This is a genomic window from Stenotrophomonas sp. 1278 (assembly GCF_029892765.1).
GTDB lineage: Bacteria > Pseudomonadota > Gammaproteobacteria > Xanthomonadales > Xanthomonadaceae > Stenotrophomonas > Stenotrophomonas indicatrix.
In genome coordinates, this window is record NZ_JARXWD010000024.1 from 39,301 (window position 1) to 52,761 (window position 13,461).

The window sequence follows — 13,461 nt, forward strand, 5'->3', positions numbered from 1 at the left end:
CGATTTCTGCGAGAGCCGATGCACCATGACACCGACCTGATCAACATCGTTGCCGTTGGTCTCGGGCTCGCCTTCATCTTCGGCGCGCTGGCCAACAAGCTCCGCTTGTCTCCTCTGGTCGGTTACCTGGTTGCTGGCATCTGCGTCGGGCCGTTCACGCCGGGCTTCGTTGCCGACCAGGCACTGGCCAACCAGCTGGCCGAGCTGGGCGTGATGCTGCTGATGTTCGGCGTCGGCCTGCACTTCTCGCTGAAGGACCTGATGGCGGTCAAGGCCATCGCCATTCCCGGTGCCATCGGCCAGATCCTGGTCGCTACCCTGCTCGGCTGGGGCCTGGCGGCATTGATGGGCTGGCCGGTCATCCACGGCGTGGTGTTCGGTTTCGCGCTGGCCACGGCCAGTACCGTAGTGCTGCTGCGCGCGATGGAAGAGCGCCGCCTGCTGGAAACCCAGCGCGGCAAGATCGCGGTCGGTTGGCTGATCGTCGAGGACCTGGCCTGCGTGCTGGCACTGGTGATGATGCCGGTGATGGCCGGTGTGTTCGGGCCCGACGCGGCCAATGAACACCACACCCTCGGCAGCGTGCTGGCCAGCATCGGCTGGACGTTCGTGCAGCTGGGCCTGTTCGTGGCGGTGATGCTGGTGGTCGGCCGCCGGGTCATTCCGTGGATCCTGGAGCGCATTGCCGGTACCGGCTCGCGCGAACTGTTCACCCTGTCGGTGCTGGCGATCGCGCTGGGCGTGGCGTTCGGCTCGGCGATGCTGTTCGGTGTGTCCTTCGCGCTGGGCGCGTTCTTCGCCGGCATGCTGCTCAATGAATCGGAACTCAGCCACAAGGCGGCCAGCGATTCCCTGCCGCTGCGCGACGCGTTCGCGGTGCTGTTCTTCGTCTCGGTGGGCATGCTGTTCAATCCCGGCATCCTGATCGAGCACCCGTGGCAGGTGCTGGCCACCGCCGGCATCATCATGTTCGGCAAATCGGCGGCGGCGTTCTTCATCGTGCGCGCGTTCGGCCACCCCACCGGCACCGCGTTGACGATCTCGGCCAGCCTGGCGCAGATCGGCGAGTTCGCCTTCATCATCGCCGGCCTCGGCGTGACCCTGAAGATCCTGCCGCCGACCGGCCAGGCGCTGGTGCTGGCCGGCGCGCTGATCTCGATCATGCTCAATCCGCTGGTGTTCGGCCTGCTCGACCGCTGGCTGCTGAAGCACCAGGAAACCACGCCCACTGCGGTGGAGACCGAGCTGCCACCGGGGCCGTCGCTGGATCTGCACGACCATGCCATCGTCATCGGCTATGGCCGCGTCGGTAGCGCGCTGGCGCAGGTGCTGCGCGACCGTGGCGTGCCGGTGATGATCATCGACGACAACAAGGAACACGTGGCCGAGGCGCATGCCGCCGGCCTGCCCGGCATCCGCGGCAGCGCCGCCTCGGACAAGGTGCTGGCCGAAGCCCATCCCGAGCGCGCGAAGATCGCGGTGCTGGCGATCCCGCAGCCGCTGGAAGCCGGTGAGACCTTGGCCAAGCTGCGTGCGATCAACCCCAACCTGACGCTGCTGGCGCGTGCGCACAGCGATGCCGAAGTGAAGCATCTGCTTGAACACGGTGCCGACGGCACGGTGATGGCCGAGCGCGAGCTGGCCTACTCGCTGGCGGAAATGGTGATGGCCACCCCGCCGTACCGCAGTCTTGGGCAGCACAGCATCCCGGTGGTGTGAGGGTGCGGCCGGGCTGCGCGCGGCACCCGCTGTTGTGCCGGCCGCTGGCCGGCAATCGCAACAGCAACAGCAACAGCAACAGCTTGCTTCCTGTGGGATGGCGGAGTGGGTCCGGTTGCGGGGGACGCCGTGAATCCATCCCTGGAGGCTTGGCCGCGGCATCCATGCCGCGGACACCCCCGCAACCAGACCCACCCCGCCTTCGACAGATTTCAGCGAGCTGCGGGTACGGCGTTCGGTGCCGCTGTTGGTAGGTGTCGACCTTGGTCGACACAGTAGATCCACGCCATGCGTGGATGGATCTCCATCGGAATCGAGTATTTCGACAGTGCATCAAAATGCGTCCATGCACGGCGTGGATCTACCTGGGTTGGCTGCGCCCAAAAAAATCCCCGGCCGACCCGCATCGGCCGGGGATGATATCGCCACGCCCTTGGAGAGCGTCTCTACCGTAACGCTTTCCTGCAGTGGTGGTGATCGCCTCTGGCGATGACGACCAAGCCAGCAGGCATCAGCCGTCCGCCAACGCCTGTTCCAGGTCCGCGCGCAGATCGCCGATGTGCTCGATGCCGATCGACAGGCGCACGGTGTCCTCGCTGACCCCGGCCCTGGCCAGTTCGGCCGCATCCAGTTGGCGATGGGTGGTCGACGCAGGATGGGTGGCCAGTGACTTGGCATCGCCCAGGTTCACCAGCCGGGTGAACAGTTTCAGGGCATCGAGGAAGCGGGCGCCGGCAACGCGCCCGCCCGGCAGTCCGAAGGTCAGCACACCGGAGCCATGGCCGCCCAGATAACGCTGCGCTGCCGCGTGTTCGGGGTCATCGGCCAGCCCGGCATAACGCACCCACGCCACCTTCGGATGCGCGCGCAGGTACTGCGCCACGGCCAGCGCATTGGCGTTGATCCGCTCCATGCGCAGCGCCAGGGTCTCGATGCCCTGCAGGATCAGGAAGGCGTTGAACGGTGACAACGCTGCGCCGGTATTGCGCAACGGCACTACCCGCGCACGGCCGATGTAGGCCGCCGCGCCGAGCGCTTCGGTATAGACCACGCCGTGATAGCTCGGATCGGGCTGGTTCAAGCGGGCGAAGCGTTGCGGCTGTGCCGTCCAGTCGAAGCGGCCGGAATCGACGATCGCCCCGCCCAGGCTGGTGCCGTGGCCACCGAGGTACTTGGTGAGCGAGTGCACCACGATGTCGGCGCCATGTTCGAACGGGCGCAGCAGGAATGGCGTGGCCACCGTATTGTCGACGATCAACGGCACGCCGGCCGCATGCGCGACCTCGGCGATGGCGGCGATGTCGGTGACGTTGCCGCGCGGGTTGCCGATCGATTCGACGAACACCGCCTTGGTGCGTTCATCGATCAGCGCGGCGAACGCGGACGGATCTGCCGGATCTGCGAAACGCGCCTGGATGCCGTACTGCGGCAGCGTGTGCGCCAGCAGGTTGAGGCTGCCGCCATACAGCGCACTGGCAGCGACGATGTTGTCGCCGGCCTCGGCAATGGTCTGGATCGCGTAGGTGATCGCGGCCTGCCCGGAAGCCAGTGCCAACGCGCCGATTCCCCCTTCCAGCGCCGCAACGCGCTGCTCCAGCACGTCGGTGGTGGGGTTCATGATGCGCGTATAGATGTTGCCCGGCACCTTCAGGTCGAACAGATCCGCCCCGTGCTGGGTGTCATCGAATGCGTAGGCCACGGTCTGGTAGATCGGCACCGCCACCGCGCGGGTGGTCGGGTCGGGGCGGTAGCCGCCGTGCACGGCCAGGGTTTCCAGTTGCCACTGCGGATCGCTCATTGCGCCAGGCTCCATCCGGGGAAACGCCCACCATAGGCCAGCCATCGACCGCCATTGAGAGCCCCTGGCGATGACGCCAGTACCGGCGGTTATCAGGTTGCCCGGGATTCAGGCAGTCGTCATGGGCCATTGCTAGGCTTCGCCGCCGGGCCCTTTGCCCGGACAAGGACGCCCTACCGATGCAGCCCTCCCCGTGGACTCCCGCCGCCGGCAACCCGACCCAGGTGCTGCTGGTCGAGGACGACCGCCGCCTGGCCGAGCTGGTCAGCGACTACCTGAGCGAACATGGATTTGCCGTGCAGCACGTGCCGCGTGGCGACCTGGCCAGCGCGGCCTGCCGCCAGCACGCGCCGGAACTGGTGGTGCTGGACCTGATGCTGCCTGGCCTCGGTGGCATCGACGTGTGCCGGCAGATCCGCAGTTTTTCCGACGTGCCGATCCTGATGCTGACGGCGTGCGAGGACGATATCGAACAGGTGCTGGGCCTGGAGTCCGGCGCCGATGACTACGTGCACAAGCCGATCGAGCCGCGCCTGCTGCTGGCGCGCCTGCGCGCGCTGCTGCGCCGTCGCCATGGCAGCGGTCCTGCCGGGGTGCCGTGCAGGCTGATGCATGGCGAACTGCTGATCGATCGCGTGCAGCGCGAGGTCCACCTGCATGGGCAGCCCGTAGAGCTGGGCACCACCGAATTCGAGATCCTCTGGCTGCTGGCCAGCCAGCCCGGGCAGATCCTGTCGCGCGACCAGATCCTGCAGGCGGCGCGCGGCATCGGTTTCGATGGCCTGGACCGCAGCGTGGATGTCTGCATCGGCAAGCTGCGCCGCAAGCTGGGCGATGACGCGCGCGAACCGCGCCGGATCAAGACCGTGTGGGGCCGCGGTTACCAGTTCAATCCCTCGGCCTGGTCGGCGTGAAGCGCCTGTTCCTGTGGTTGTGGTTCGTCACGGGCGGCTGCCTGCTGGTGTCGGTGTTCAGCCTCAACCACCTGCTGGACCGCATCTACACGCCCCTGCAGGAACGAGTCTTCGTCGAACAGGTGCGCGGACAGGTGTATGCGCTGCGCAGCGGACTGGCCGGCCTGGACCGCCAGCAGCAACAGCAGCGCCTGCTGCAGTGGCAGCCGCATTACGGCATTGCGCTGTCACTGCTGGATGCACCGCCCGTGCTCGATGACGAAGAGCGCAGTGCCCTGCGCGGGGACGGCTTCATCGTCCGTGAGCGCTACCAGCAGGTGCTGCTGCCTATCGAGGGGACTGACGGACCCTGGCTGCAGCTGCGCCTTCCCGGCGAGGTGCAGATGACCCTGTACATGACCGCCGCCGCCTACCTGTGCATCCTGCTGCTGGTCGGCGCCTGCCTGTATGCCTGGGTACGCCTGCTGTGGCGCGACCTGGAAGCGCTGCGGGGTCATGCCGATCGCATCGGTGCCGGCGACCTGCAGGCACGTGCGCAGGTATCGCCACGCTCGCAGATCCGGGTCATCGTCGAGCATTCCAACCGCATGGCCGCGCGCGTGGCCGAACTGGTGCAACGGCAGCGCGATCTTACCCATGCCATTTCCCACGAGCTGCGCACGCCGATCGCACGCCTGGCCTTCGGCCTGGATCTGATGCAGGACAGCAACGACCCGGCGCGGCGGGCACACCTCGCTGCCGGCCTGCATGGTGATCTGGCCGAGCTCAACCGGTTGGTCAGCGAACTGCTGGCCTATGAGCGGCTGGAGCATCCCAACGACGCCGAGCCCATGCAGCGGATCGAGGCGAACGACTGGCTGCAGGCCTGCATGGAAGACGCACGGCGCGATGCCGAGCGCGCGGGCCTGGTGCTGCAGGTCTGGCCCAGCGCGCTGCCACGCGTGGATGCCGAGCCACGCCTGCTGCAGCTGGCCCTGAGCAACCTGGTCGGCAACGCGATGCGCTATGCACGCACCCGTGTGGAGGTGTCACTGGTCAGCGTGGCCGGCAAGGCCTGCCTGCGCGTGGATGACGATGGCCCCGGCATTGCCGAAGGCGATCGCGAGAAGGTGTTGCGCCCGTTCACCCGTCTGGATGACAGCCGCAGCCGCGACACCGGCGGCTTTGGTCTTGGCCTGGCCATCGCCGGGCGCATCGCGGTTCGTCACCACGGCGAGCTGCGCGTGGGACGCGCGACCCTGGGCGGTGCACGCCTGGAAATGCACTGGCCACTGGCTGCCAGCTGAACGCCACGGGCCGCGCTTACAGTTGCTTACAACTCCCGCACAACTGCGGACGGATTGGTCGGTGGCATCCCGCCACGCTGTCGACCCAGCAGCACGCGCCGGATGCGCGCACTGCATTTCCTCCCACTGTAGAGAGTTGCCATGTCCCACCGTCGCCGTTTCCCCATCCTGCTCGGCCTGGCCCTGCTGCCCTTGTTCGCAACGTCCACAGCGCATGCCAAGGAGGATCAATGGACCTTCGAGCTGGCCGCCGGTGGCGGCGTTGCCCCGCGCTATAGCGGCAGCGAGGAATTCCAGGCCGCACCGACGCTGTCGTTCGACGTGACTTCGCCGGGCGGCTGGTTTCTGGGTACCAGCGGTGCGGGTTGGGGCACGGCGATCGGCGAACACACCCGCGTGCGTGCCTACGTCGGCGGCAGCGGCAGCCGACGCGAGAAGAACTCGATCCTCGGCGGCTCGGACTTCCTGCGTGGCATGGGCGATATCGATACCCGGCCCCTGGTCGGCCTGGCGGCTGGCTATACGCTGGGTGAGGCGGTGTTGAGTGGTTCCTGGCAGTACACGCTGAAAGACGAAGACAAGGGCGACAACGGCCTTGCCACCCAGCAGATCCACCTGAACCTGGAGATGCCGCTGTTCGATCTGGCCGGTGGCGTGGTCAGCGGCAGCGTCTCCACCGACTACGGCAACCGCGGCTATATGCAGACCTGGTACGGCGTCAGCCCCGACCAGGCCGCACGTACCGGTTTCGCCCAGCACAAGCCCAAGGCCGGCCTGGTCAGCGCCGGGCTGGGCATGAAATGGAGCCATCGTGCTGGTCGCAACGGCAACTGGTACATCGCCGTGGAAGGCACCCGCCTGCTCGGCGACGCCGCCGACAGCCCGATCGTGCAGAAGGCCAACCAGTTCGGGTTGATGACCGGGTATACGCACCGGTTCTGAGCATGGCCGGCGAGCGCCGGACACCGACGTTCGCGCTGGCAAAGAGACGGGGCGCTGCGATCATGCAGCGCCCCGTTGCACGCATCAGGCCTTGGCGAACACCAGATGGCCGCCGTCGTTGCCCACTTCGATGGTATCGCCGTTGACGAACGCACCGGACAGGATCTTCTGCGCCAGCGGGTTCTCCAGCTGTGCCTGGATCGCACGCTTCAGCGGACGCGCACCGTAGACCGGATCGAAGCCGACGTTGCCGAGCAGATCGAACGCTGCATCGGACACCACCAGCTTCAGGCCACGCTCGGCCAGGCGCTTTTCCAGGCCACGCATCTGGATGCGCGCGATCTGCTTGATCTGCTGCTTGTCCAGCGGATGGAACACCACGATGTCATCCAACCGGTTGATGAACTCCGGACGGAAGTGCGCCTGCACCACGCCCATCACCGCCGCCTTCATCTGCGTGTAGGCCTCCGGCGTGTCATCGCCGCTCATGTCCTGGATCTGGTGCGAACCCAGGTTGGAGGTCATCACGATGACGGTATTGCGGAAGTCCACCGTGCGGCCCTGGCCATCGGTCAGGCGACCATCGTCCAACACCTGCAGCAGGATGTTGAACACATCCGGATGCGCCTTTTCCACCTCGTCCAGCAGGATCAGCGAATACGGGCGACGGCGCACAGCCTCGGTGAGGTAACCGCCTTCCTCATAGCCCACGTAGCCGGGGGGCGCACCGATCAGGCGTGCGACGCTGTGCTTCTCCATGAACTCGCTCATGTCGATGCGGATCATCGCGTCGGCGCTGTCGAACAGGAACTCGGCCAGCGACTTGCACAGTTCGGTCTTGCCCACGCCGGTCGGGCCCAGGAACAGGAACGATCCCCCCGGTCGATTCGGATCGGACAAGCCAGCGCGCGAACGACGCACCGCGTCGGACACCACCTTGATCGCCTCTTCCTGGCCGACCACGCGGTTGTGCAGCACCTCTTCCATGCGCAGCAGCTTGTCACGCTCGCCTTCGAGCATCTTGTTGACCGGGATGCCGGTCCAGCGCGAGACGACCTCGGCGATCTCCTCGTCGGTGACACGGTCCTGCACCAGCTTGAAGTCGTGGTTCTCCACTTCCTGGGCGGCAGCCAGCTGCTTTTCCAGCTGCGGCAGCACGCCATACTGGATCTCGCTCATGCGCGCGAAATCCTGCCGGCGCTGCGCCGACTCCAGTTCAACCTTGGCCTGCTCGACCTGTTCCTTGATCTTCGTCGTGCCCTGCAGCGCGGCCTTCTCCGACTTCCAGACTTCGTTGAGATCTGAGAACTCGCGCTCCAGCGCATCGATATCGTTTTCCAGATCGGCCAGGCGCTGCCGCGAAGCGTCGTCCTTTTCCTTCTTCAGCATCTCGCGCTGGATCTTCAGCTGGATCAGGCGACGTTCCAGCCGGTCCAGTTCCTCCGGCTTGGAATCGATCTCCATGCGCAGCCGTGAAGCGGCCTCGTCCATCAGGTCGATGGCCTTGTCCGGCAGCTGGCGGTCGGTGATGTAGCGGTTGGACAGGGTGGCCGCAGCGACGATGGCCGGGTCGGTGATCTCCACCCCGTGGTGCACCGCGTACTTTTCCTTCAGGCCGCGCAGGATCGCGATGGTGTCCTCCACCGTCGGCTCGCCCACGAAGACTTTCTGGAAGCGGCGCTCCAGCGCGGCATCCTTCTCGATGTACTTGCGGTACTCGTCCAGCGTGGTCGCACCGACGCAGTGCAGTTCACCGCGCGCGAGTGCCGGCTTGAGCATGTTGCCGGCATCCATCGCACCGTCGGCCTTGCCCGCGCCAACCATGGTGTGCAGCTCGTCGATGAACAGGATGATCTGCCCTTCGCTCTTGGCCAGGTCGTTGAGCACGCCCTTCAGGCGTTCTTCGAATTCACCGCGGAACTTCGCGCCGGCGATCAGCGCGCCCATGTCCAGCGACAGCACGCGCTTGCCGCGCAGGCCTTCAGGCACCTCGTCATTGATGATGCGCTGGGCCAGGCCTTCGACGATCGCGGTCTTGCCCACGCCGGGTTCGCCGATCAGCACCGGGTTGTTCTTGGTACGGCGCTGCAGCACCTGGATGGTGCGGCGGATTTCTTCATCGCGACCGATCACCGGGTCGAGCTTGCCGCTCTCGGCGCGTGCGGTCAGGTCGATGGTGTATTTCTCCAGCGCCTGCCGCTGCTCTTCGGCGTTCTCCGACTGCACGTTCTCGCCACCGCGCAGCTTGTCGATGGCGGTCTGCAGGCGCGCCTTGTCGGCACCGGCAGCGCGCATCGCCATGCCCAGCGTGCCGCCGTCTTCCAGTGCGGCCAGCACGAACCACTCGCTGGCGATGAAGGCATCACCGTTCTGCTGGGCCAGCTTGTCGGTATGGTTGAGCAGGCGGTTGAGGTCGTTGCCGATCGACAGGTTGCCGGCCTGGCCGGACACCTTCGGCAGCGCTTCAAGCGCCTCGTCCAGGCGTTCGCGCAGCACCGGCACGTTGACGCCGGCCTGGGCCAGCAACGGCCGGGTGCTGCCCCCCTGCTGGTCCAGCAGGGCACTGAACACGTGCACCGGTTCGATGATGCTGTTGTCGCGGCCTACCGCCAGCGACTGCGCGTCTGCCAGCGCCTGCTGGAAACGCGAGGTGAGCTTGTCCATCCGCATTGCGAAACCTCATCGGTCATCTTGGCCGGCCCGCGCCGGCGATGCTGGAAAGATGCGGTTGCCCCACCCCGTTTCAAGGGTGGCTGCGACTGCATTCGAAGGCCAGTCAGCCTGTGGCCAGCATGCCGGAAGCGGTGTTGTCGGCGCGTTGATCCGGATCAGATCCGCACGCTGGAGGCCTCAATGGGTGATCGCGGCCCGGATCGCCCGCAGCTGCTGCTTGACCGCCCGCGCCTGCGCCACGTCCATGCGCAGCAACGCCTTCTGCCCGATCGAGCGCGACTGCAGGGTGGCATCGGCAAAGCGGTAGCGGCCCCGCTCATCGCGCTGCAGCAGTGGCGCCTGGGCCAGCTCCGGGGTGTCCAGCAGGTGATCCATCACCGTTACCAGGCGATCATTGAAATACCCGTCAGGACGGCCCAGATCGACATACGCCTGCTGGATCAACGGATAGAAGCGCTTGTACGCGTGGGCCGCCGCCGCCGGGTCGAGCGCAGTGAAGGCCTGCACATAGGGCGCATAGCGCGCTGCATTGGCCGCGGCGATGCGTTCGCCGCCCTCGCCCGGCTCCAACTGCAGGCTGCCCGGTAGCGGCCGGAAGGCCAGCGCGGTAGGCGGCACACTGGCCTTGTCCAGGTTGTCGACCTGGGTGACCAGGCGCTGGATCAGGTGATCGCGCAGCAGCGCAGTCAACGCGCCCTCGCCCTTGAACAGTTCGCTCAATGTGCTCCAGGCGGCGGCGTCGCTGTCGGCCAGGTTCGGCAACGCAGGGTCGGCGGCCGCCTCCGAATCCAGCGGATGCTTGATCGGAGAGGGCGCGGGTTCCTGCGTAGCAGCGGGCTTCGGTGCGGCGACTGCCGAGGTCGGTGCGGATTGCTCCGGCACCGCTACGCCATCTGCCAGGTGCTGCAACTGGTCGCGGAACAACCACGTGCCCGCGCCGCCCACCACCACCACGCCCAGAACCCAGGGCCAGACCACTTTTCCACTCTGCATGATGCAGAACCTCGCCTTTCAGCTGCATGGACAAGGTGTGACTGCCCTGATTCGGCGGGGTTCCCCAGCCATTCCGCTGCCGTTGTGGTTCACGCCTGCTTTGCGCGGTACGCGCGACCCTGCTGTTCCTGTTGGGTGGAGAAGCCTTCATGCAGTACGCGTTGTACTACTGGACCGGCATCCAGGGCCGTGGCGAATTCGTGCGGCTGGCGCTGGAAGATGCCGGCGCCGCTTACGTGGACATGGCGCGTGTGCACGGCGACGCCGTGATGCAGCCGTTCCTCGATGGCCACAGCGAAGGTGCGCAGCCTTTCGCGCCACCGTTCCTGAAGGCGGGGCGACAGGTCATCGCGCAGGTCGCGGCCATTCTCGATTTCCTCGGCCCGACGCTGGATCTGGTTCCGCAGGCCGCCTCGCGGCGCATGCAGGCGCTGCAGTTGCAGCTGACCATCGCCGATCTGGTGGCCGAAGTGCACGACACCCACCATCCGATCGCCGCGTCGAAGTACTACGAAGACCAGAAGACCGAGGCCAGGGCGCGCGCGGCAGCGATGCGCGATGAGCGCCTGCCGAAATTCCTTGGCTACTTCGAGCAGGTACTGAAGGCCAATGGCGGTCGCCACCCGCTGCGCGAACACTCCTACGTGGACCTGTCGCTGTTCCAGTTGCTGAGCGGGCTGGACTATATGTTCCCACGCCGCATGCAGGCGCTGTGGCCGACGTTGCCACTGCTGCGCGCGCTGAAGGATCGGGTGGAACAACGGCCCGGCATCGCCGCCTATCTCGCTTCGGAACGGCGGCTTGCCTTCAACACCAACGGCATCTTCCGGCATTACCCGGAACTGGATGGCGAGAAGTAGCGCCGGGCCATGCCCGGCGGCAGGGCAACCCAACGCCGGGCATGGCCCGGCGCTACCGGTCAATGGGCGTTTTCAGCCAGCGGCTTCACCGCCTGCTTCTGCAGCGACAGCAGCCCCAGCAGGATGGCCAGCGCCACATAGGCACCGGCGAACTGCCAGCTGATGACGCGGGCCAGGCCCTGCAGATCCCACGGCAGGTAGATGCCGCCGCGCGGATCCACCGAATGGATCAGGCCGAACAGGGTGAGCGCCGCCGCCACCAGCAGGAAGCCGCAGGCGCGGCGCAGACGGCCATCAACCATCGCTGCGACGGTGGCGATCCACAGCATCGAAGTGATGATGAAGCCGTTGCCCAGCGCGAAGATCACCGCCAGCTCCGGCAGGCCGTGGCCATCGACGTGGGTCAGCAGCGCGCCCATCTGCTCGGCTGGAATCCAGCCCGGCGCCTTGATCGCCAGCAGGTAGGCCGCCGACGGCAGGAAGCCCAGCACCATCGCACCGGCATGCTGGCGCGGGGTGGCCTGGAAGGCCTGGGTGGTGATGTCGATCGACACGTACACGATGATCGGCGCCAGTACCGCCAGCGGCAGCCACTGGACCAGCCCGGAAATGATGCCGAGCATGCCGCCGATGCCGACGAACAGGCCGGTCAGCAGCGTGTAGCCGCTGCGCGCGCCCATGTGCTTGTAGGCCGGCTGGCCGATGTACGGAGTAGTCTGCGCAACGCCACCGCAGACGCCGGCCACAAGTGTGGCCACCGCCTCCACCAGCAGGATGTCGCGGGTGCGGTAGTCATCGCCGGCCGCGCGCGCGCTTTCGGATACGTTGATGCCACCGACCACCATCAGCAGGCCGAACGGCAACAGCAGCGGCAGGTAGGTCATCGCGGTCGGCAGGCCCTCGATGAAGCCCAGCGTCGGCAGCGGCAGCACCACCTGCGGCGGCACCCAGGCCGGAATCTGGAAGCCGGGCACACCCAGGCCGGCCAGGCCGAGCCCGTAATACAGCACGGTGCCGAACACGAAGGCCAGCAGCACACCGGGGCCGCGCAGCGGCAGCTTGCCCTTGGCGATCAGTACGTACAGCAGCAGGCCCAGCGTGGTGAAGCCCACCAGCGGCGAGCGCAGGGTCTCCAGCAAGGGCAGCAGGCCCATCAGCACCAGTGCGATGCCCGCGATGGAGCCCAGCAGCGCAGCGCGCGGCAGCGCGCGGGTCACCGCTTCACCGAAGAAGGACAGGATCAGCTTGAGCACGCCCATGATGACCAGCGAGGCCATGCCCAGCTGCCAGGTGGCGATGGCGGCGGCATGCGGGTCCAGGCCCTGCTGCTTGAAGGCCAGGAAGGCCGGGCCCAGCACCAGCAGCGCCATGCCGATGCTGGTCGGTGCATCCAGACCCAGCGGCATGGCGGTGACGTCGTCGCGCCCGGTACGCGCGGCCAGGCGCCGTGCCATCAGGGTGTACAGCAGGTTGCCGACCAGCACGCCCAGGGCGGTGCCGGGGAACATGCGGCCGAAGACCACGTCGGCGGGGAACTGGAACATCCCGACCAGCGCCATGGCGATGAAACCGAGGATGGAGAGGTTGTCGACGACCAGGCCGAAGAAGCCATTGAAGTCGCCAGCGACGAACCAGCGGCGCGGCGCGGTGGAAGCGGGAGCGGACATGGAAGGGGCGGTGGGGGTGGGGACCGCCGATGGTAGGCCCAGCGGGGCCGGCGCGCCAATTCCCGAGTGGAATGATGGGTTCCAGCCAACGGCGGAGCCCCTCGTGGTTGGTCGCTGAAAGCAGCCTATCGGAGTGGGTCGTGCGGGGTGGGCTGCGCAGGACACGCCGTAAACCCGTCCATGGGGGCTCGATGGCGCCATCCATGGCGCCAACGGTCCTGCGCAGCCCACCCCGCCCGGCCACGGACAGTTTCCTGCGGGCGCCAGCCACGGAAGAGAATCAAAAGATCAAAAGCAGAAGCCGGTCGCTGCGCTCTCAGGCGCCGGATCGCAGGCATCTGCGTGGTTGCCGGCCAGCGGCCGGCACTACCGACAGACATCCACGCATGGCGTGGATCTACTGTGTCGACCAAGGTCCCACTAGCAACAGGCCATGCCATTCCAACAGATCGCGGAAATCTGTCGAAGGCGGGGTGGGTCCGGTTGCGGGGGTGTCCGCGGCATGGATGCCGCGGCCAAGCCCCCAAGTATGGGTTTACGGCGTCCCCCCCCACCCCCCCCACCCCCCCCACCCCCCCCAATCCCCCGTCTGCGGTTGCTTCGGCCGGT

Annotated in this window: 9 protein-coding genes; 5 read left to right on the forward strand and 4 right to left on the reverse strand. The window is 66.8% G+C overall.

Going from position 1 to position 13,461, the window contains the following annotated elements; genetic code table 11:
- The first annotated feature begins 18 nt into the window (after window positions 1-18).
- Window positions 19-1,719 carry a YbaL family putative K(+) efflux transporter gene (ybaL, locus tag M2299_RS17075; protein WP_025874691.1) on the forward strand — a complete coding sequence of 567 codons (1,701 nt, stop codon included), beginning with the start codon at window positions 19-21 and terminating at the stop codon, window positions 1,717-1,719.
- Between the two features lie 511 nt (window positions 1,720-2,230).
- Here the strand turns inward: ybaL and M2299_RS17080 are convergent.
- Window positions 2,231-3,517, reverse strand: coding sequence for an aminotransferase class V-fold PLP-dependent enzyme (locus tag M2299_RS17080; RefSeq protein ID WP_100436826.1), 1,287 nt, complete (start codon window positions 3,515-3,517; stop codon window positions 2,231-2,233).
- Window positions 3,518-3,696: 179 nt separating this feature from the next.
- Between M2299_RS17080 and M2299_RS17085 the strand changes: the two genes are divergently transcribed.
- The 3 genes from M2299_RS17085 to M2299_RS17095 all read left to right on the forward strand — a co-directional run bounded on the left by M2299_RS17085 (window position 3,697) and on the right by M2299_RS17095 (window position 6,659).
- Entirely contained in the window at window positions 3,697-4,431 is a 735-nt protein-coding gene (locus tag M2299_RS17085) for a response regulator transcription factor (protein ID WP_025874693.1), read from the forward strand.
- Window positions 4,428-5,717 (forward strand): ATP-binding protein, encoded by a 1,290-nt coding sequence (locus M2299_RS17090; RefSeq protein ID WP_099785174.1) that lies wholly within the window; start codon window positions 4,428-4,430, stop codon window positions 5,715-5,717. The genes M2299_RS17085 and M2299_RS17090 overlap by 4 nt, the downstream gene beginning before the upstream one ends.
- Before the next feature lie 141 nt (window positions 5,718-5,858).
- Window positions 5,859-6,659 (forward strand): MipA/OmpV family protein, encoded by an 801-nt coding sequence (locus M2299_RS17095; protein ID WP_280884729.1) that lies wholly within the window; start codon window positions 5,859-5,861, stop codon window positions 6,657-6,659.
- Between the two features lie 84 nt (window positions 6,660-6,743).
- Here M2299_RS17095 and clpB read toward each other — a convergent pair whose 3' ends face one another.
- Both clpB and M2299_RS17105 read right to left on the reverse strand, forming a co-directional pair.
- A complete protein-coding gene (clpB, locus tag M2299_RS17100; RefSeq protein WP_032975152.1) occupies window positions 6,744-9,329 on the reverse strand; it encodes an ATP-dependent chaperone ClpB in 2,586 nt (861 codons plus the stop codon).
- 180 nt (window positions 9,330-9,509) lie between these two features.
- The gene (locus M2299_RS17105; protein WP_223486513.1) at window positions 9,510-10,325 is read right to left on the reverse strand and encodes a DUF3014 domain-containing protein; all 816 of its coding nucleotides are present in this window, start codon (window positions 10,323-10,325) and stop codon (window positions 9,510-9,512) included.
- A 149-nt stretch (window positions 10,326-10,474) separates the two neighbouring features.
- Here M2299_RS17105 and M2299_RS17110 point away from each other — a divergent pair, with 149 nt between their 5' ends.
- Window positions 10,475-11,185, forward strand: coding sequence for a glutathione S-transferase (locus M2299_RS17110; protein WP_223486514.1), 711 nt, complete (start codon window positions 10,475-10,477; stop codon window positions 11,183-11,185).
- A gap of 59 nt (window positions 11,186-11,244) precedes the next feature.
- Here M2299_RS17110 and M2299_RS17115 read toward each other — a convergent pair whose 3' ends face one another.
- Complete coding sequence (locus M2299_RS17115) at window positions 11,245-12,852, reverse strand: hypothetical protein (RefSeq protein ID WP_099785180.1); 1,608 nt, start codon at window positions 12,850-12,852, stop codon at window positions 11,245-11,247.
- Window positions 12,853-13,461: the final 609 nt, after the last annotated feature.

Bases quoted from the DNA above. Each gene is read 5' to 3' on its own strand.
- ybaL (WP_025874691.1), top strand. From the start codon at position 19: ATGCACCATGACACCGACCTGATCAACATCGTTGCCGTTGGTCTCGGG.
- M2299_RS17080 (WP_100436826.1), bottom strand. From the start codon at position 3,517: ATGAGCGATCCGCAGTGGCAACTGGAAACCCTGGCCGTGCACGGCGGC.
- M2299_RS17085 (WP_025874693.1), top strand. From the start codon at position 3,697: ATGCAGCCCTCCCCGTGGACTCCCGCCGCCGGCAACCCGACCCAGGTG.
- M2299_RS17095 (WP_280884729.1), top strand. From the start codon at position 5,859: ATGTCCCACCGTCGCCGTTTCCCCATCCTGCTCGGCCTGGCCCTGCTG.
- clpB (WP_032975152.1), bottom strand. From the start codon at position 9,329: ATGCGGATGGACAAGCTCACCTCGCGTTTCCAGCAGGCGCTGGCAGAC.
- M2299_RS17105 (WP_223486513.1), bottom strand. From the start codon at position 10,325: ATGCAGAGTGGAAAAGTGGTCTGGCCCTGGGTTCTGGGCGTGGTGGTG.
- M2299_RS17110 (WP_223486514.1), top strand. From the start codon at position 10,475: ATGCAGTACGCGTTGTACTACTGGACCGGCATCCAGGGCCGTGGCGAA.
- M2299_RS17115 (WP_099785180.1), bottom strand. From the start codon at position 12,852: ATGTCCGCTCCCGCTTCCACCGCGCCGCGCCGCTGGTTCGTCGCTGGC.